The organism is Carnobacterium sp. 17-4 (genome assembly GCF_000195575.1).
Lineage (GTDB): Bacteria > Bacillota > Bacilli > Lactobacillales > Carnobacteriaceae > Carnobacterium_B.
This window is the reverse complement of sequence record NC_015391.1, coordinates 1952563-1972246: the sequence shown is the minus strand read 5'-3', so window position 1 is coordinate 1972246 and position 19684 is coordinate 1952563. Positions and strand designations below refer to the sequence as shown.

Annotated in this window: 20 protein-coding genes; 12 read left to right on the top strand and 8 right to left on the bottom strand. The window is 34.9% G+C overall.

All coding sequences use genetic code 11. From position 1 onward, the window contains the following. Positions 1-20: 20 nt before the first annotated feature. The 4 genes from CAR_RS09400 to brnQ all read left to right on the top strand — a co-directional run bounded on the left by CAR_RS09400 (position 21) and on the right by brnQ (position 4368). On the top strand, positions 21-983 hold the full coding sequence (locus CAR_RS09400; RefSeq protein WP_013711489.1) for a phosphoglycerate dehydrogenase: 963 nt from the start codon (positions 21-23) through the stop codon (positions 981-983). A gap of 295 nt (positions 984-1278) precedes the next feature. Then, positions 1279-2148, top strand: a complete 870-nt coding sequence (locus CAR_RS09395; RefSeq protein ID WP_238526687.1) for a transporter substrate-binding domain-containing protein — start codon at positions 1279-1281, stop codon at positions 2146-2148. A gap of 17 nt (positions 2149-2165) precedes the next feature. After that, positions 2166-2846, top strand: a complete 681-nt coding sequence (locus CAR_RS09390; protein WP_013711487.1) for an amino acid ABC transporter permease — start codon at positions 2166-2168, stop codon at positions 2844-2846. Between the two features lie 163 nt (positions 2847-3009). Beyond that, a complete protein-coding gene (gene brnQ, locus CAR_RS09385; protein WP_013711486.1) occupies positions 3010-4368 on the top strand; it encodes a branched-chain amino acid transport system II carrier protein in 1359 nt (452 codons plus the stop codon). Positions 4369-4448: 80 nt separating this feature from the next. On the opposite strand, the gene CAR_RS09380 is transcribed toward brnQ, so the two are convergent. After that, positions 4449-4928 (bottom strand): nucleoside 2-deoxyribosyltransferase, encoded by a 480-nt coding sequence (locus CAR_RS09380; protein ID WP_013711485.1) that lies wholly within the window; start codon positions 4926-4928, stop codon positions 4449-4451. Between the two features lie 150 nt (positions 4929-5078). Between CAR_RS09380 and CAR_RS09375 the strand changes: the two genes are divergently transcribed. The 3 genes from CAR_RS09375 (at position 5079) to uvrC (ending at position 8440) form a co-directional block, all read left to right on the top strand. Next, positions 5079-6257, top strand: a complete 1179-nt coding sequence (locus CAR_RS09375) for a 3D domain-containing protein (protein WP_013711484.1) — start codon at positions 5079-5081, stop codon at positions 6255-6257. Between the two features lie 25 nt (positions 6258-6282). Continuing rightward, on the top strand, positions 6283-6543 hold the full coding sequence (locus CAR_RS09370) for a hypothetical protein (RefSeq protein ID WP_041556535.1): 261 nt from the start codon (positions 6283-6285) through the stop codon (positions 6541-6543). 124 nt (positions 6544-6667) lie between these two features. After that, positions 6668-8440 (top strand): excinuclease ABC subunit UvrC, encoded by a 1773-nt coding sequence (gene uvrC, locus CAR_RS09365; RefSeq protein ID WP_041556533.1) that lies wholly within the window; start codon positions 6668-6670, stop codon positions 8438-8440. 71 nt (positions 8441-8511) lie between these two features. On the opposite strand, the gene CAR_RS09360 is transcribed toward uvrC, so the two are convergent. Both CAR_RS09360 and CAR_RS09355 read right to left on the bottom strand, forming a co-directional pair. Next, positions 8512-8859, bottom strand: a complete 348-nt coding sequence (locus CAR_RS09360) for an iron-sulfur cluster biosynthesis family protein (RefSeq protein WP_013711481.1) — start codon at positions 8857-8859, stop codon at positions 8512-8514. An 89-nt stretch (positions 8860-8948) separates the two neighbouring features. Further along, the gene (locus CAR_RS09355) at positions 8949-9293 is read right to left on the bottom strand and encodes an iron-sulfur cluster biosynthesis family protein (RefSeq protein ID WP_013711480.1); all 345 of its coding nucleotides are present in this window, start codon (positions 9291-9293) and stop codon (positions 8949-8951) included. A 192-nt stretch (positions 9294-9485) separates the two neighbouring features. Between CAR_RS09355 and CAR_RS09350 the strand changes: the two genes are divergently transcribed. Then, a complete protein-coding gene (locus tag CAR_RS09350; RefSeq protein WP_013711479.1) occupies positions 9486-9956 on the top strand; it encodes an Rrf2 family transcriptional regulator in 471 nt (156 codons plus the stop codon). 35 nt (positions 9957-9991) lie between these two features. Further along, positions 9992-12814: a YhgE/Pip domain-containing protein gene (locus CAR_RS09345; RefSeq protein WP_013711478.1), complete on the top strand. Its 2823-nt coding sequence runs from the start codon at positions 9992-9994 to the stop codon at positions 12812-12814. Positions 12815-12865: 51 nt separating this feature from the next. On the opposite strand, the gene CAR_RS09340 is transcribed toward CAR_RS09345, so the two are convergent. Both CAR_RS09340 and CAR_RS09335 read right to left on the bottom strand, forming a co-directional pair. Continuing rightward, positions 12866-13597 (bottom strand): amino acid ABC transporter ATP-binding protein, encoded by a 732-nt coding sequence (locus tag CAR_RS09340; RefSeq protein WP_013711477.1) that lies wholly within the window; start codon positions 13595-13597, stop codon positions 12866-12868. Continuing rightward, on the bottom strand, positions 13590-15044 hold the full coding sequence (locus CAR_RS09335) for an amino acid ABC transporter substrate-binding protein/permease (protein ID WP_041556531.1): 1455 nt from the start codon (positions 15042-15044) through the stop codon (positions 13590-13592). Before CAR_RS09335 ends, CAR_RS09340 begins: the two co-directional genes overlap by 8 nt. A gap of 187 nt (positions 15045-15231) precedes the next feature. Here CAR_RS09335 and CAR_RS09330 point away from each other — a divergent pair, with 187 nt between their 5' ends. Continuing rightward, positions 15232-15792, top strand: a complete 561-nt coding sequence (locus CAR_RS09330) for a GNAT family N-acetyltransferase (protein WP_041556529.1) — start codon at positions 15232-15234, stop codon at positions 15790-15792. A 51-nt stretch (positions 15793-15843) separates the two neighbouring features. Here the strand turns inward: CAR_RS09330 and CAR_RS09325 are convergent, their stop codons facing one another. The 3 genes from CAR_RS09325 to CAR_RS09315 all read right to left on the bottom strand — a co-directional run bounded on the left by CAR_RS09325 (position 15844) and on the right by CAR_RS09315 (position 17672). Further along, positions 15844-16362: an LURP-one-related/scramblase family protein gene (locus CAR_RS09325; protein ID WP_013711474.1), complete on the bottom strand. Its 519-nt coding sequence runs from the start codon at positions 16360-16362 to the stop codon at positions 15844-15846. A gap of 115 nt (positions 16363-16477) precedes the next feature. Further along, complete coding sequence (locus tag CAR_RS09320) at positions 16478-16642, bottom strand: YvrJ family protein (RefSeq protein WP_238526686.1); 165 nt, start codon at positions 16640-16642, stop codon at positions 16478-16480. A 121-nt stretch (positions 16643-16763) separates the two neighbouring features. Continuing rightward, positions 16764-17672 carry a Cof-type HAD-IIB family hydrolase gene (locus tag CAR_RS09315; RefSeq protein ID WP_041556527.1) on the bottom strand — a complete coding sequence of 303 codons (909 nt, stop codon included), beginning with the start codon at positions 17670-17672 and terminating at the stop codon, positions 16764-16766. A 225-nt stretch (positions 17673-17897) separates the two neighbouring features. Between CAR_RS09315 and CAR_RS09310 the strand changes: the two genes are divergently transcribed. After that, a complete protein-coding gene (locus CAR_RS09310; protein ID WP_013711471.1) occupies positions 17898-18581 on the top strand; it encodes a uracil-DNA glycosylase in 684 nt (227 codons plus the stop codon). Between the two features lie 100 nt (positions 18582-18681). Then, positions 18682-19662, top strand: a complete 981-nt coding sequence (gene pta / locus CAR_RS09305; protein WP_041556526.1) for a phosphate acetyltransferase — start codon at positions 18682-18684, stop codon at positions 19660-19662. Positions 19663-19684: the final 22 nt, after the last annotated feature.

Here is a 19684-nt window from a genome sequence, read left to right as displayed (position 1 = left end):
AATGAAAAGGTGATATTGAAATGACTAAAAAAAGTATTTTATTGATACAAGAAACAACAAAAGAACAACTTCAAACGCTAAAAGAACTAGCGCCAGAATATGAGTTGATCAAAGGATGGGGAACAGATGGGAAGGATGTCTCTTTAGAATCTGTTGAAATCATATATGGATGGACAGGACAATATTCACAAGAGTTACTAGAAAATAATAAAAGTCAGTTGAAGTGGGCCCAAGGAAAAGCAGCTGGTGTCGATTTTCTTGATTTAGAAAAACTAAAACAAAAAAATATCTTACTTACTAATGGAAGTGGGATACATAGTGTTCCGATTGCAGAATCGGTTTTTGGTATACTGTTGGCTTATGCTAGAGGAATTCAAAAGGCAGTTAAAGATCAACAAACCAAAACATGGGACCAAGTAGATAAATTGATGGAATTGCATGGGAAAACGATTATGGTCGTAGGGACCGGGAAAATCGGCGTGGAAGTTGGACGATTGGCAAAAGCATTTAACATGAAAACAATCGGTGTAAATCGCAGTGGAAGAGATGTTGAATATATGGATCAATTAATTAAGCAGCCGGAGTTAGTTGACCAAGTGAAACAAGCGGACATCGTCATAAATATCTTACCGCATACGGATCAAACGCATTACTTTTTTAATAAAGATATCTTCTCCCAAATGAAAGAAGGAACTCTTTTCGTCAATGTTGGAAGAGGACCAACGGTTAAAACAGATGATTTAATAGCAGCTCTTGATAATGGTCAGTTAGCTTTCGCTGGATTAGATGTTTTTGAAACAGAACCCTTACCAGAAGAGAGCACGCTGTGGGGTAGAGAAGATGTTTTGATTACTCCTCATATTACTGGAATCGCAGAACATTTCAAAAAACGTCTATTTGCTATCTTTGAAGAAAATCTAAAAGCTTACTTAGCTGAAGAAAAATTGCCTGTAAACTTGATTGACTACGATCAACAATACTAAATTCTATTAAAATAAATAGGGGAACACCTCGCTACAATTAGGAGGTGTTTTCTTATTGTTAAGAATTATTGATCGTTAAAATAGTATAACAGTTTTTTGAACTGTTTTATTATCTATAAAAACAAAATTGCATTTTAATTAACTTTGTATAATTCCGGTATAACAATGTTTTTATTTAAATCCAAAAAAAATATTAGAGAGATAAGTGGCTTTTTAAAGGTGAAATTGACTACACAGTTAAGCGCTGTTATTCTAATTGAGGCAATTAAAAAAAAGAACAAAAGGGGATAATAATGTGTTGAAAAAAATGGTGAGTTTTGGATTAATAACTTTTATAACAATGACTTTAGCAGCTTGTGGATCAAAAGAGCCGACTGCTGATTCTTCGACAACTAAACCAGAGACGATGTGGAGCGAAATTGAAGAAAGAGGGACATTAAACGTAGCCACCTCTGGAACGCTTTACCCAAGTTCTTTCCATCAATCGGAAACGGATGAATTAACAGGATATGAAGTAGAAGTTATCAATGAAGTTGCGAATCGATTAGATTTAGATGTAGAATTTACTGAAATGGGTGTAGACGGTATGTTGACTTCTGTTAATAGCGGTGTAATCGATATTGCTGCTATGGGAATAGACCGAGATGGAGAAAATGCTGACAAATATAATTATACGATTCCATATAAATACTCTTTTGGAGCCATGGTTGTACGTGAATCAGATAACTCCGGTATTGAAACGTTAGAAGATTTAAAAGATAAAAAAGCAGCTGGTGCAGCTACAACGAGCTACATGAAAGTTGCGAGACATTACGGGGCTGAAGAAGTCATTTATGATAATGCTACAAATGATCAATATCTTCAAGACGTAGCTAATGGTCGTACGGATGTCATATTAAACGACTATTATTCACAAAAAATGGCTGTAGCAGCTTTACCGGAAATCCCAGTAAAAGTTCATAACATTTTTTACGATCCTAGTGAAACCAATTATGCAATCAAAAAAGGAAATGACATCTTAACCGAAAAAATCAACACGGCATTAGAAGAAATGAAAACTGATGGAACTTTGACAGAATTGTCTAAACAATTCTATGACGGCGAGGATGTATCGGAACAAATTGACTATGATTTTCCTGAGATCGAATTAAAGGAAGGCGAATAGAAAGTAGGTGACAGAATATGTCTGAAATCCAATGGCACTATATTTTTGATCCTGCTTTGGCAATTGACAGCTTTGGTTATATTTTAAAAGGTTTAGGGTACACTTTAGGTATTTCAATGGTTAGTATGATTTTTGGTACGATACTTGGATTTTTATTGGCTATTATGCGGATGTCAACTAGTAAAATAGTAAGTATGATTGCGCGTACGTATATTTCGTTTATGAGAGGAACGCCAACTCTAGTCTTTTTATTTATTTTATATTTTGGCTTTCCTTTTATTGGGATCCAATTTAAAGCTGTAAATGCTGCTATCATTGGTTTTAGTCTGAGTTCTGCAGCATATAGTGCGGAAATCATTCGTTCTTCTTTGCATTCTGTTGATCATGGGCAATGGGAGGCTGCTTATGCTCTTGGGTTAAAATGGTCTTTTATTATGCGGAAAGTAATCATACCTCAAGCAATGAGGATCGCTATTCCACCAATGAGTAATGTTTTTCTTGACCTCATTAAAGGAACGTCCTTAGCAGCTATGATAACTGTTCCAGAAATTTTCCAGCAGGCCAAAATCGTTGGAGGACGAGAATTTGATTATATGACCATGTATATTTTAGTTGCTTTAATTTATTGGGCTATTTGTAGTGTGTTTACTATTTTTCAAAACTACTTAGAAAAGAGAACCTCTCTTTATATAGACTAAGAATAAAAGATGATCCTCGGTTGTCAGGCCTTTCTTCACGACAATCAAGGATCATTTTTTAGTGAGATTCAATCGTATTAAGGATTTTACTTGAAGGAGAGCGCCAAAAAAGCTATTATTTAAGTTACGTGTAACACAGATACGTTAGAAAGGACGGTTATTTATGAAAAAAGGATTAACATTGTCTTCCTATCTTTATATAGGATCCATGTTGTTCGGTTTGTTTTTTGGAGCTGGTAATTTAATATTTCCCGTTCACATGGGACAAGTGGCAGGTTCAAATGTAAGTTGGGCTACACTAGGGTTTCTAGTCACAGGTATAGGCTTGCCATTTTTAGGTGTAATTGCCATCGGGCTTTCCAAAAGTAATGGGTTATTTGATTTAGCTAGTCGCATTCATCCTTATTATGGCTATTTTATGACAGTAGCTTTATATTTAACAATTGGACCATTTTTTGCACTACCAAGGTTAAGTACGGTCTCTTATGAAATTGGGATAACACCGTATATCAGTGCAAACTATCAAACTTTAGGGTTAGCAATTTTTTCTATTTTATTTTATGGTGTCGCATTATTTCTCTCTTTAAAACCAACAAAAATTTTGATATATGTTGGTAAAATATTAAATCCGATCTTCTTGGTTTTTTTAGGTATTTTAATATTAACGGCATTTATTCGTCCAATGGGTGGGATAGCAGAAGCACCTATCACTGGTAACTATGTCAATCAACCTTTTGTTAGTGGGTTTCTTGAAGGGTATAATACAATGGATGCATTAGCTTCTCTTGCCTTTGGGATAGTCGTTGTTCAAACGATTAAAAATCTTGGGGTAACTAAACCAAGTGAGATAGCAAAAGACACGGTCAAATCTGGGCTGATCAGCATTATTTTAATGGGAATCATTTATGCTAGTTTAGCTTATTTAGGAACAATGAGTGTAGGACAATTCCCAGTTTCAGAAAATGGTGGAATTGCCTTAACACAAATCTCTCAATTTTATTTCGGTTCATTAGGTAGTGTGCTGCTAGCTGCGATTGTAACAGTGGCCTGTTTAAAAACAGCGATTGGTTTAATTACAGCTTGTGCGGAAACGTTTAAAGAAATGTTTCCTCGTTCGATCAGCTACAAAGCTTACGTTGTTGTATTTAGTGTTTTAACAACGCTAGTCGCTAATGTAGGTTTAACAAATATTATTGCTTACTCGTTACCGGTCTTAATGTTCTTATATCCATTAGCAATAACGCTGATTTTATTAGCTCTGTTGTCTCCATTATTTAAGGATAGACAAGTAGTCTATGTGACAACGACTTTATTTACTTTAGTGGTGAGTGTGGCAGATTTATTTAAAGCATTACCAAAAAGTGTTCAAAGCGTTAATGGAGTGCAAGAATTCTTAGCATTTTGCAATGAATATCTTCCATTATTCAGTATTGGAATGGGATGGATTCTTCCAGCTGCAATTGGTTTTGTAATTGGGTTATTCATCAGTTGGTTTACTGAACCAACAACTCGAGTTCTCTAAATATAGAAGACAGTTAAATAAAAGCACATAAAAGAGCAATGGAAACCGTCTGGTTTCCATTGCTCTTTTATTACGAAAAATTACAAATAATCATTGATTGCCGTAATAAAATCTTCTGAAGTGCTATAAATAGCTCCATTCATTTTTATAAGTCCAACTGTGTAAAGATTGACATAAGAGAATTGAGATTCTGCAACTTCTTGTAAAGCGGCTAATTTTTGAGGATTTTTAGCACCTTGTTGACGAGCATCGGTATAGAGACCAATAATTGGAATTCCGGCTTGATAAGCAACACCAATTTCTGTAGCAACTCCGACATCGATTGTGGAACCGTCTAAGACAGCTACCATTAATTGGCTAGCTAGCAGTGCCTCAGTATCATATTTAGCTATAGCGATCGAATCAGCATAAGTATTTTTATCATTTATTTCACCTTGTTCTTGAGGAACATAAACATCTATTTCTGAATAAGTTTCTCTAATACTAAGGACAAGCTTTTCATTGTAACTTTTTTCCATCTCAGAGAAGAGTGGACTAGCAAAATAGATTTTTTTAGACATTTTTCATCCTCCTAATACGATTATTACAATTTTAGCACACTAAAAAAAGGTTTTGTAACAAAAAGTAATCGTAAAGAAATATAACAGGTCGTTTTATTGGTTATAATCATTGAAGAGCTTAAAAGTAGAAGAGAAGGGTGTTGTCAATTTGTGAGAATAAAAAAACTAGTTTCTAGCCTTATGTTGGCTTTATTATTGGTTAATGTCATTCCGACCGTTGGTTTTGCAGCGACATTAGATGAAATTGAATCGCAACAGAATACAAAAGAAAAAGAGATGGCAGAAATTGATAGTCAAATTAATAAAGCATTAACTAAGGTAAATGAAAAAAATAGTGAGCTAGAAGAATTAACTACTCAAATTGAAGTTTTAAAAGAGACCGTTCAAGCAACAAGTGCAACAGTTTCAGAACAAGAAGAGGTTGTTAAAGAACGATTGGATCAAGCAAAAGAACGAATCTTATCGATGCAAACAACAGAAGTAAATCAAAACGTAGTAGTGTCATTATTTGAATCTGAAAGTGTTACAGACTTATTTAATCGTGCTTATGTTTTAGTTACTCTACAATCAGCAGGAAATGATCAATTGGAAGTAGCTGAAGATGAAAAACAAGAATTAGCAGACTTAAAAAAAGAATTAGAAAATGATTTAGCTTTATTGGAAAATCAAACAGTAGAAGCTAAGGAACAAAAAGTAGAACTAGATACACAAGTCGCAAGTCTTCAAGAAACAATGGATGAAAATCAAGTGATTTTAAATGAGTTAGATGAACAACGTGAATTAGAAGAATCAAGAATTGCCGCAGCAGAGGAAAAAGCAGCAGAAGAGACTAAGGCAAAAGAAGAACAAGCGGCAGCAGATAAAGCAGCTGCTGAAGCTGAGGCAACACTTGCAACAAAAACCGAAAAAGAATCAGCGGTAGTAAAAACAACTGCGACTGAACCATCAAACAATCAAACAGAAATCAAAAAAACAGAACCTACTGTTGAAACTAAAAAAGCAGCAACAACTAAACCTGCTGAAAGTACAGAAACGTCTTCAAAAGGAAAATCGATTGTTGTTTCTGCAACGGGCTATTCAACAAAACAAGCTAACTTAAGTACTCATACTGCAACAGGAATCAATCTAGAAAGCAATCCTATGGTTATAGCAGTAGACCCAAGAGTCATACCTTTAGGTTCTATGGTTGAAATACCAGGATATGGGATATTTATCGCCGGCGATACTGGTGGAGCAATAAAAGGAAGTAAAATCGATATTCATTTCCCAAGTGTTCAACAAGCCAATAATTTCGGTAGAAAAACAATTACAATCAATATTTTAAATTAAGAGTTTCTTAGAAAAGGTGATTCAAATGGCGGAACAAGTAGAGATTGATTTTTATTTAGATAGTGATGAAGAAGCTTTTTTAGAATCATGGGAAAACAAATATGGACAACTTGACGGGGATCAAATAGAAAAGTTGTATCAAGCAATGGCACAAGATGTTGAAGAGAAATATAAATCAGGTGAACATAAACTTGGAAAAAAATATGTATATCAAGATATTTTAGTAGGTTACTCAGATTACAGTGCATTTAATAACTGGTTTTTATTTAGTTCTACTAAAAAATAATAAGACAAAAACAACGACAGAGTATTAATTCTGTCGTTGTTTTAGTGTTTAATGGTAAACTAGTGAATAAGGATTACAGAAGTACGCTAAAAAAGTAATGAATAATATAAGGGGAATCATAGAAATGGTTAGTACACATATTAATAATAAACTGCTGTTGCTTCCTGATTTACCAGGATGCTATTTAATGAAGAATAAAGAAAATGAAATCATTTATATTGGCAAAGCCAAAAGTTTGAAAAAGAGGGTTCGATCTTATTTTAGAGGAACACATGAAGGCAAAACCCAATTGTTAGTTGAAGAAATTGTTGATTTTGAAACCATTATCACCTCAACTGATAAAGAGTGTTTATTGCTTGAAATTACCTTAATAAAAAAACACTTACCAAAATACAATATTAAATTAAAGCAAGGAACAAGTTATCCTTATTTAAAAATTACAAATGAAAAAGACCCACAACTTATTATTACGTCTGAAGTAAAAAGAGATGGAGGGCATTATTTCGGTCCTTATCCAAATGTATATGCAGCGAGTGAGACTCAACAGTTTATCCAAAAAGTTTATCCGTTGAGAAAATGCAACGGGTATCAAAAGAGAGCTTGTTTGTACTACCATCTTGGGCAATGTATTGGCCCTTGTGATCATGAGATTCCCAAAGAAGAGTATGATGCTCAAATCGACAAAATTAGACGGTTCTTGAACGGTGATGTAAAAGAAATAAAAAAAATATTGAAAAGTAAAATGATGAAAGCAGCTGAAGAACTGGCTTTTGAACGAGCAGCTGAATATCGCAATCAAATTCAATACATTGAAACAACTGTAGAAAGACAAAATATTATTACTAATGATTTTACGACTAGAGATGTTTTCAGCTATTACATGAATAAAGGCTGGATTTCCATTCAAGTATTCTTTATTCGACAAGCTACGTTAATTAAACGAGAAGCGACTATTTTTCCTTGCTACGATACACCTCAAGAAGAATTAGCCTCTTATATTGTTCAATTTTATCAAGAAGACAATCATCTACTTCCTAGAGAAGTATTGGTTCCAAACGGTGTAGATACAAAAACGTTATCGGAAGTATTGGAAATTCCAGTCAAAGTTCCCATCCAAGGACGTAAAAAGGATATGTTGGATCTAGCGACAAAAAATAGTGAAATATCGTTAAATGAAAAATTTCAATTGATTGAGATGGATGATCGCAAAACAATCGGGGCGATTAAAGAGCTGTCAGAAGCATTAAGTTTACCTTTAGTCAGCCGTATTGAAGCTTTTGATCACTCTAACATTCAAGGAACAAACCCAGTTTCAGCCATGGTTTCTTTTCTAGATGGAAAGCCAGATAAAAGTAATTATCGAAAATACAAAATAAAAAGTGTTTCTGGTAGTAATGAATTGGCAACAACTGAAGAAGTTATTCGTAGACGTTACACACGGCTTTTAAAAGAAGGCAGACCTTTACCTGATTTGATTTTAATGGATGGTGGAAAAATTCAAGTTAATGGAGCGATTAATATCTTGGAAAATGAACTTGGGTTATCCATTCCAGTAGCAGGTATGGTGAAGGATGATAAACATAGAACCTCTTCGCTTATTTTTGGTGAGGACCTTCAAAAAGTGACGCTTAAACCAACAAGTCAAGCATTTTACCTTGTTCAACGAATTCAAGATGAGGTTCACCGCTTTGCAATTACATTCCATCGTCAATTACGCGGGAAGAATAGTTTATCCTCTAAATTGGATCGTATCGAAGGTGTTGGACCAAAAACACGTACAAAAATACTAAAACATTTTAAATCGGTTAAAAATGTAAAAGAAGCCAGTGTGGAAGAAATTAATGGCCTTGGTATTCCGCTAAAAACTGCTGTGAGAATCAAAGAAGGTCTAGAATAAAAATAAAAAAGCTGAGACTAAGGAATCAAACCTTAGTCTCAGCTTTTTTATTTACCTAATATAATGAACGATTAAAATAGTTTATTATTATCGTTATCAAGAACCGTGACGTCATCGTTTATTAACCCAGCGTCACTTCTTAAAATTAAACTATTCTTTGATTTTTTGTAATCCAAAACAACATTTTCTGATAAGTCATTTAAACGTTCTTTTTGAACGGCTATTTTTCCAATCGTTGAATCGATGGTGTCATTCAACTCTTCACTAGGACTAGTAAGCAATTTTAGTGAGAAAGTGCCCACAATTCCACAAGCATATCCACCAGTGATGCGGTTATAGTATAAAGCTATTTGCCCCGAATGTTGTTCTTGAATCTTCTTCAAACGTTCTATTGCAGTATCCGTTAGTGTTAAAAACATATAAACCCTCCGATAAGCTAATTTACTTTTATATAGTAAGTGAATTGTAGACGTGAATGAAAAAAATGTCCACTCACATGATTTAAATCTTAAGAAATCGGTTCATTGGCATCGTTAATGATCAAGACATTGTCATTGATCAAACCACTGTCACTGCGAAAAATTAAGGCATGTTTAGAGGAATTGTAATCCAGTTTCATTTGGTCATCTAAAAAAGGAAGGCTCCATCCTTGAATAGGCAAGTTACCTAAAGAAGAGGCTAAAGTTGCATCTAACTCAGAATCGTTTTGCTGAGTGATTTTTAATAAGAAAATACCATTATTTCCACACGTACAGCCGATTCTAGATTCATAATAAAATACCAGTTGTCCCTTGTGATGAGAGCAAGTCTGTTTAATTTTTTGTTGAGCGAGTTCAGTTATGTCCAAAAACATGTCAGATCGACTCCTTTACATTTAGGATAGCTTGAACTGTTAAACTTGTCTAGTAAAATTCACTTTTTTATTTTAATATAATCAAAATTTAAGAAGAAAATAGTTGTAATTTTATAAAGAAAGAGTTATATTATTCGTCGTGGACATTTAAAGTCCACAATTGAACTGTAGAGAATAGAAAGAAGGGAAAGAATGAAGTTAACAAAAGGTTTGGAGCAAGCAATCTGCATATTAGCCATGCTTTCTACTCAAGATAATTATATTCCAATTACTTCGCATGTATTAAATAGTCGTTTAAAAGGAACATCTCATTCTTATATCAGAAAAATTATTCGAAAGTTAGTTGTTAGCGGATTAGCAACATCAATTCCTGGAAGCAATGGCGGTTTTATATTAGCCAAAAAACCTGAAAAGATAAACTTACTGGAAATTGTTGAAGCATTAGAAGGTAAGATTGTCACTTATCCAAACTCAGGAATGATTAACCAGGTTTTCTCAGATGTAGGCGAACCAGCTAGTAATGGAGAAAAAACCTTAGTAACGACTTTTGAAGAGGCAGATAAGCAATACACAAATTTTCTGAAGCGTCAGACGTTAGATCAGCTTATTTGGTCATCAATAGGAAAAAATGAAATGCCTGCTATTGACTGGAATAAAAAATAAAAAAGTCGTTACATTGAAAGGGATGTACAAGTAAAATGGACATGTTAAAAATGGAATGGAAGAAATTAGTCTCTAATAAAATGTTGCTGATTTCTTGTATGGTTATGTTATTTATACCTATTATGTATGCTGGATTCTTTTTGAAATCTAACTGGGATCCTTATGGCAATACAGATAAATTATCTGTGGCTGTAGTGAATTTAGATCACGCTGTTGATTATCAAGGAAAACAGCTTGATATCGGATCTGATGTTGTTGATAAACTCAAGAAGAATGATGCATTGGATTGGCACTTTGTGTCTCAAGAAGAAGCGCAAATGGGCTTAGAAAATCGTGAGTATTATATGGTAATGACATTACCAACAGATTTTTCAACAGATGCGGCTACATTGATGGAGACGAATCCAGAAAAAATGACAATCGACTATGAAACAAACGGGTCATTAAATTATATTGGAGAAGTCATTAGTAAATCTGCTGCAAAAGATGTTAAGGCAGAGGTATCTGCTAATGTAACAAAAGCTTATACCGAAGCAATTTTTGAACAATTAGGTACAATTGGAACAGGTTTTTCAGAAGCTGCTGAGGGAGCTGGAGAAATTGATGAGGGAACTGGGAAAGTAGCCGATGGAAGCCAAGAATTAACAAAAAATCTAGAAAAGCTATCTTCAAGTACGTTAACATTTGAAGAAGGAACCCAAACGCTGGAAGTTGGACTAAAAGAATACACAGCTGGAGTGGCTCAAGTAAACAATGGAGCAGACCAACTGAATAATGGAATCAATCAACTATCTTCAAAAGTAAAACCACTAGAAAATGGGGGGGCTCTTTTAGAGAATGGTTCAACAGAACTCACAAATGGACTGAAAACTTATACTGGTGGCGTTTCAAAACTTGCTGATGGAACAAAAGTCTTGAACGCAAATTCTTCAGCCTTACAAGCAGGAACAGTTGAAGTCAGTAATGGTGTTGATCAAGTTAAATCGGGTAGCGACCAATTGTTAACTGGTTTAAACCAACTTTCTTCAGAATTAGATAAAAGTTTATCAAATGAAAATGCTGAGCAGCTGAAATTTTTAATGGAAAACTTGTCCTCAATGAACGAAGGGATTCAAAAGTTAGATGCTGTTCTTGATGTGCAAGCGGAGAGTACTGACTTTAGCGGCATTCAAACGAACTTACAACAATCTGGTGTAAGCTTAAATGAAGTTGCTCAAGATATCGGGAAAACGGGAGAAGATTTAACTAAAGTAAAGGCTGAAGTTGATGTACTGGAAGGAACGATTAAAGCAGACAATGAAGCTACAATTTCAGCATTACGTGATACAACTGCTTTTGATAGTCTAACTACTGAACAACAAGCTGAATTGCTGGATGCAGTAGAGACAGCAACTGAACAAAAAAATACAGAACTAACTACTGTTAAAAATCAACTAGGTATTACAAGTGAAGATATAACTAATACAGCAATAGCTACAAATGAAACGGGTACTTCGTTAACCGATTTGCAGACAGAATTAGCTGCCGTTAGTGGGCTTACGGACCAATTAACTGAACTAAAAACGCAAGTAGATACATTGGCTCAAAGTTCAAACAAGCTATTGCCACCAACCAATCAAGCAATGAATGAGCTGATTACAGGTTTAACTGGTATTCAATCAGCCTTGGAACGACAAGGGACCAACTCAGATAAAGGAATCATTCAAGGGATGACTGAATTGAATCAAGGTTTAGCAGCCATTCAGAGTGGTTTGTCAGGAGAAAATGGTCTAGTAGACGGAGTAACAAACTATACAAATGGAGTGAACTCCTTACAAACTGGAGCAGATGAACTAAATGCAAATTCAACAGCATTAAATACGGGATCTGAACAATTAAACAGCGGTATAGGACAATTATCCTCTCAATTACCAAACCTTATTGCGGGAATCGATCAGTTGAGCAGTGGGGCAAATCAATTAGCCCAGGGAACGTCTCTTTTGAACGAAAATTCGGCTAGTTTAACTAATGGTGCAACAAGCTTAGCAGATGGCTCGACACAGCTTAGAGATGGTTCACAAGCACTGAGCAGTGGGTCTCAAACATTAGGCAACGGAATCAACTCGCTAAAAGATGGAACTAGTCAATTATCAACTAGTTTATTGGAAGGTTCCACAAAAGTTAATGAAGTAGATGCAACGGATAAAACAATGGATATGTTTGCAAATCCAATTGAATTAAAACAAAAAAAATATAGTGAAGTACCAAATTATGGTGCTGCATTAGCGCCTTATATTATGTCAATGGCACTGTATATTGGAGCAGTTGTCTTTACTACAATCTATCCTGTACGTAAGAGGGCACTTGAAGGTAGATCCGGTTTTGAGTGGTGGCTAAGCAAAGTTTCTGTAGCTATACTTATAGCAACCTTGATGGCTGTATTGGAATGTGGCATCTTACTAATGATCGGATTAGATGTTTTATTTATAGGGAAATTCTTCTTATTAGCTGTACTAACTTCCTTAGCATTTATGTCTATTGTATTAACTTTAGTAGTAGCACTAGATAATGTTGGGCGCTTTTTAGCAATGGTATTACTCGTCTTGCAATTAGGTGGCTCTGGTGGAACGTTCCCTATTCCATTGACGAATGGGTTCTTCCAGTCTATTCACTTATTATTGCCAATGACATACTCCGTTTATGGATTTAGGCAAGCAATCAGCAACGGTCTAGGAAATGACATTTATTGGCATGCTAACTTTGTGATGATTGGGATTATTCTTCTTTTCAATGGTTTATTGATTGTAACGATGCATATCTCACAAAAAAAGAGTCAAAAGAATGAAGAAAATAAATTAGATGAAACAATTAAAGCTTAAAATAAAAAAGATCTGCCACACGAGAATTTACTCGTAGGGCAGATCTTTTTTTTAAACTAAAACTTTTTCTAAAAAGTTCTTTGTTCGTTCATGTTGAGGATGGTTAAAGAGTTGTTCAGGTTTGCCTTCTTCAACAATGTATCCGCCATCCATGAAAATCACGCGATCGGCAACTTCTTTAGCGAAGCCCATTTCATGTGTTACGACTAACATAGTCATGCCTTGTTCAGCCAGCTTTTGCATGACTTCTAACACATCGCCAACCATTTCTGGATCAAGAGCACTTGTAGGTTCATCGAACAACATAATATCTGGATTCATTGCTAAAGCACGTGCAATAGCAACACGTTGCTTCTGTCCACCAGATAATGATTTAGGGTAATCATTCGCTTTTTCAGAAAGACCAACTGTTTCCAATAATTCTAGTGCACGTTTTTTAATAGCGTCAGTAGAATCCTTTTTGAGTTCTTTAGGTGCTAATGTAATATTTTCTATAACGGTTAGATGAGGGAATAAATTAAACTGTTGAAAAACCATTCCAATATTTTCCCGTACTTTATTGATGTCTTGTTTTGGATCAGTGAGATCAAAGTCATCAATAATCACTTTACCACCCGTAATTTCTTCCAAAGCATTCAGACAGCGGAGAAACGTACTTTTACCAGATCCAGAAGGTCCGATGATACAAACAACTTCTCCTTCTTGAACTTCAACATTCAAGTCCTTTAAAACTTCTAAGCTTCCAAAATTTTTCTTTAGATGTTCTACTTTTACTTTAGTCATTTGATGTTCTCCTTTCAATATAGTTTGAAAACTTCGTTAGGATCGTGATGATGATAATATACATCAGTCCAACAATCAACCACATATCTCCAGAAGAGTAGGTACGGGCAATAATGATTTTTCCGGTTTGAGTCAATTCAACGATACCGATAACGGATAGAATTGAGGTATCTTTAAGGGTAATGACAAATTGATTAATAAAAGATGGTATCATTATTTTAACAGCTTGTGGCAATACAACTTTGCGCATAGACGTATTGTAAGTAAGTCCTAAACTTCTTGAAGCTTCAAGTTGACCTGTATCTACTGCTTGGATACCACCACGAACCAATTCAGCAATATAGGCAGTTGTATTTAGGCTCAACGTGATTACACCAGCAATATAAGCAGGTATTTGAATACTCAAAAATTGAGGAATAGAGAAGTAGATGAAAAACGCTAATACGATTAAAGGTATACCACGTAGGATATCTACGTAAATTGTTGCTATCCAGTTCAATACTTTGTTAGGCGAAGCGTTAAATAATCCTAAGATAACACCAAAAATGGTAGCAATTGCAAAAGAGATAATGGTTAATAATAATGTTCTACCTAATCCTTTTAGTAATTCGCCGCCATTTTGTTGAATCAAACCAAAGAATCCAAGGTTTGCAGAATCATTTTTGGTAGATGTATCACCTAGGTAAGTATCCATTATTTCATCATAAGTTCCATTAGCACGAATATTAATTAGACCATTATTGAACATTTCCAATAACTCAGCATTTTGTCCCTTATTTACGGCAAAGCCATAATTGTCTCCAGGTTCAGGATCCATTGTTAGTTTTAGACCTAGTCCAGATTGAATAGCATAAGCCATTACAGGGTAATCTTCAAAAGCAGCATCTGAATTTCCTGTTAAGACATCTTCATACATATTTGCAGAATCTTCAAAAGTATTTAATTCAAAACCGAATTCATCTTGAATAGACTCAGCAAAAGCAGCACCAGTTGTCCCAACTTTAACAGCTACTGTTTTCCCTTCTAGATCCTCATAAGAAGTTATTTCATCATTTGATTCAGAAACGGCCATAACAACGCCGCTCTCAAAGTATGGATCAGAAAAATCAAAAGATTCTTGACGTTCAGGTGTAATGCTCATTCCAGCAATCATACCGTCTATTTGATTTGATTCTAAAGCTTGCAGTGCAGCACTAAATCCCAAAGGTCGTAATTCATAATTAAATCCTTGATCTTTGGCAATAGCATCTAACAAATCCACATCAATTCCTTTGTATTCCCCATCCACATCTTTGTATTCAAAGGGAGCAAAGGTAACATCCGTTCCAATAATATAAGTTTTGTTTGTTTCTTGGGCAGAAGCTGTACCAGGCAATAGTATAGTGAAAATGACTGTCAGTAGTAAAGCTGTCATAAGTGTAAAAAGTGATCGTTTTCGTAAATTCATAAATAAACCTCCTTGTCTAAGTTATTATTCTAATTTATGTTTAACTCGATTGCAACAATAATGTAATATTCTTGTGTGATATGTTCTGACATGCATGTGTTCTTTTGCATAGATTAAATAGTTGAATGGGTATCTCTAATTCGCTATGATAGAAATGGGAATTACTCTAAAGAAAGTAGGTAGGAAAATGATTCGAAAAGCTGAACTTTCAGATATAGATCAATTAGTAGAATGGGTATGGATTATTTTAGAAGACATGGAGCTGCCATTGCTAAAAGAAATAGATTCTATTAGCTTAAAAAATATGATGAAAAAAGCTATGGAAAATAAAAATTATCGTTATAGTTACAGTCGTGCATTTATCTGTGTCCGCGATGGAAAAAGAGCGGGAGTATGTTTTGGTTACAAAGGCGAGTTGGAAGCTGTAATTGATGAACCATTAAATGAAAAATTAAAAGAATACGGGATAGTGGAACCACTATTTAAAGATGCTGAAACAATTAAGGGAGAGTGGTACTTAGATTCTCTAGTGACGGATGAGAACTTTAGAGGGCAAGGGGTGGCAACAGAATTGATAGAGGCATTGCCTACTATTGCAATGGCAGAAAATGAACAGGTTATTGGATTGAATTGCGATCAACAAAATAAAAAGGCACAACAACTTTACCTTAAAATAGGCTTTAAAAAGTCTTGGGAATGTACTTTAGGTAATCATTTGTACGATCATATGCAATGGAATGTGAATTGAAAAAAGCATTGATCTGTAAAAATTAAATCAGATCAATGCTTTTTTCGTAAGTTAAAAAGATTGGAGAGCTCGACTAACTTTTCTTGGAGATGGTTTAGGCAAACGTGTTAGAGTGAGATTATCAACAATCAAAGCAATACACAAACAAATGGGGGCATGCTGGGCTTCTGGGACAGATAACCTATAATAGTCTCCAAAGGATGTATAAGCTTTATCCAATTCCATAATAAGTTGATCCTCGCAGCGTACAAAATAATGATGATTATAAAAGTCTCCAGTTACAACCCAATTTAATGGAGTAACTTTAAAATAAACCATCTTTAAAGTACGATGTTTCGCTATCGAGCCTATTTTTTTATTTTGCACATAAATATCAAATTTAGGAAATAAGGAGAGTACGGTTTGTTTGAATTCTACAAGCAAAGTTCCGTCCATAGCATATAAAGATATACTGTCGCCGACTCTGCCCCACTTACCTGAAATCAGATACACGTCTATGCCTTGTTCATTTTTTACGAGGATTTTTTCTTGTTTTGAAACGTATTCTTGTTTCATATACAAAAGTACCATATTGAACGCTCCTCTAATGATAAATTAAGCGGATGAATATTTGTATTAATTATACCAAAAAAAATCGCGAAACGGAATAAAAAAGAACCCACCGTTTTTCACGGCGGGTTCTTTTTTATTCCGCTGACTTAATGACTTGACTTAGTTCGTGCAGAGCTTTAACAACGTCATCAAGTTTGGTTTCCATGCGCTGGAGTAGAAAAAAGGCGATAAAGATAGGAAAACCAACATTACCGACCATTTCTATTACAGCAGAAAACCATTGTGTACTTGCATCCATATTAGACTCTCCCTTCATTCAGTAGGTGGGCGAAGTGAATATAAGCCTACTACTAATGACGAAAAAAGAAAGCAAACCGTTACGTTTCAATTACATCAATGAATATCTAAGGAAATCATCTTTATTCTACGTTTTCCATGATACTTGGAGCTTTAGCTGATTCCAAGTTGTTGTTTAAAGCCAATGTAATAGCATGTGCTACTCCATCGCTGTTATTACTGGTTGTGCGGTATTTTGCATATGTTTTAACTTCTTCCTCAGCATTTTCCATAGCAAAACTATAGCCAGCTACTTTTAACATGGAAACATCATTAAAGTTATCGCCAAGAGTCATGATATTTTCAAGTGGGATATTTAATTTTTTTGCAGCATCTTCAAGAGCGATCCCTTTTTGTGCGTTAATGTTATTGATTTCAATATTATTAACAAAAGAAGCTGTAACAGCAAGGGTTCCAGATTTTTCAAGGTCCTCAGTAAGTGGACCAAGGACCTTACGACCCTCATCACTAAAGGCAATGACTTTTAAAATTTCAATGGAATCATCATGTACAAGTTGTTCGTAATCCTCAACATAATTGATGTTCATAATTTCTAAACGGGCAGCTGCTAAAACAACAGCCATTTTGTAAGTCGTATCCGGGTTAGTTTCATATAACAAAGAAGCTACAGACTCAATACGCTTAGCTTTATTATCTGAATAAATTCCATTTGATGTCGTCATCTCACAATACAGATTTCTTTTCTTTATTTCAGAAACGATTTCATGAACAGTTTTCTTATCAATTCCAATATTTTGGATTACTTTACCTTCTTCGTTATATACTTGAGCTCCATTTAAAGTGATGAATGAACAGTTAATGCCCACTTCTTCAAGCAAAGGATGAGCTTCAGTAAAGCCGCGTCCTGTTGCAACCATAAAATGGATCCCTTGTTTCATAGCCGCTTTAATAGCATTGGCATTTGTTTCAGAAACTTTCATTTTTTCATTTAATAATGTTCCATCCATATCAGATACAATAAGCTCTATCATGTTTGGTTCCTCCCAAGATTCATTTGTCTTAATAAGTCTACCATTAATAGAGAGAAAATAAACGCATAATGCCCTTTTCTTCTTAAATTTATCAAAAAGAAACATGAAATTAATAAACAAAAAATAATGAACAGATGAAGAGTAGAGTTGTGTGAAGAGACTAATTCTTGTAGGATAGAAGTAAATTGAAAAAGAAACTTTAAACGTGACAAAGGAGGGACCATATTGACTGTACCCGTAAATAATAGTTGGCTGCCAATTCTACAAGAACAAACAAACACCCCATCTTACCATTTACTGAAAGAATTTCTTGTACAAGAATACCAAGAAACAATCGTTTATCCAGAGATGCATCACATTTGGCAAGCTTTTGAATGGACACCTTATAATGAAGTGAAAGTGGTTATTTTAGGACAAGATCCTTATCACGGACCAAAACAAGCTCATGGGTTAAGCTTTTCTGTGTTGCCAACCGTGAAAATTCCTCCCTCATTAGTTAATATCTATAAAGAGTTACAAAGTGATTTAGGAATCTCACCTGTAGATCATGGTTATTTAGAATCATGGGCTAAACAAGGTGTGCTATTACTAAATACCGTATTAACGGTGCGTAAAGGACAAGCTCATTCACATAAAGGAAAAGGATGGGAAACACTAACCGATGCTGTTATAAAGAAATTAAGTGACCGTAATCAGCCAATGGTATTTATTCTATGGGGCAACCCTTCGATAAAAAAGAGAGCATTGATTGATGAATCAAAACACGTTGTGTTGACCTCAGTTCATCCAAGTCCTTTATCCGCTTACCGTGGTTTTTTCGGATCGAAGCCATTTTCTAAAGCAAATGATGCATTGATCAAATTCGGTGAAGAGCCGATAAACTGGCAGTTGCCTGAATCTGTTCAATAAGGAATACTTATAGGTTTTGGGCTCAAAAGACTGTCATTTTCATGAAAATAAGAGTATGATAGGAATGTATATATAATCACAAATAGTGGAGGTTGTTAGTGTGGAACTAATTGAAAGTTTATCAGGAAAAATTAAAGGAAAAAAAGTACGTATTGTATTTCCGGAAGGATCTGAACCTCGTATTCTTGGTGCTGTAGTTCGTTTAGCATCTGAAGATTTAATTCAACCCGTATTAATTGGAAATCCTGAAGTTGTAAAAGAAGCTGCAAAAAATCGTGGTTTTAATGTAGAAAATATTGAAATTGTTGATCCAGCTAATTATGATAAATTAGATGAAATGGTTGCTTCTTTCGTAGAACGCCGTAAAGGAAAAGTTACTGAAGAAAAGGCTATTCAATTATTAAAAGATGAAAATTACTTTGGTACAATGTTAACATACATGGGACTAGTTGATGGTTTAGTAAGTGGAGCAATCCACTCAACTGGGGACACTGTTCGCCCTGCATTACAAATTATAAAAACTAAACCAGGCGTTAGCCGTACAAGTGGCGCATTTATCATGATGCGTGGCCGTGGACAGGAAAAATACTTGTTCTCAGATTGTGCAATCAACGTAAATCCAAATGCTCAAGAATTAGCTGAGATCGCTGTTGAAAGTGCTAAAACAGCAGAAATGTTTGGGATTGAACCAAAAGTTGCAATGCTAAGCTTTTCAACAAAAGGATCAGCTGTTGCTGAAGAAGCAACTAAAGTAGCTGAAGCTACTAAGATTGCTCAAGAACTTGCTCCACAATACGACATTGATGGCGAAATGCAATTTGATGCTGCGTTTGTAGCTTCTGTTGCTGAACAAAAAGCTCCAGATTCAAAAGTTGCTGGACAAGCAAGTGTATTTGTTTTCCCAGAACTACAATCAGGAAACATTGGCTACAAAATTGCACAACGTTTTGGTAATTTCGAAGCTATTGGACCAATTTTACAAGGGTTAAATAAACCAATTTCAGATTTATCCCGTGGTTGTAACGAAGAAGACGTCTATAAATTAGCAATCATTACTGCTAACCAAACTTTAATGGGTTAATAAAAACTAGAAGCTGACTCAA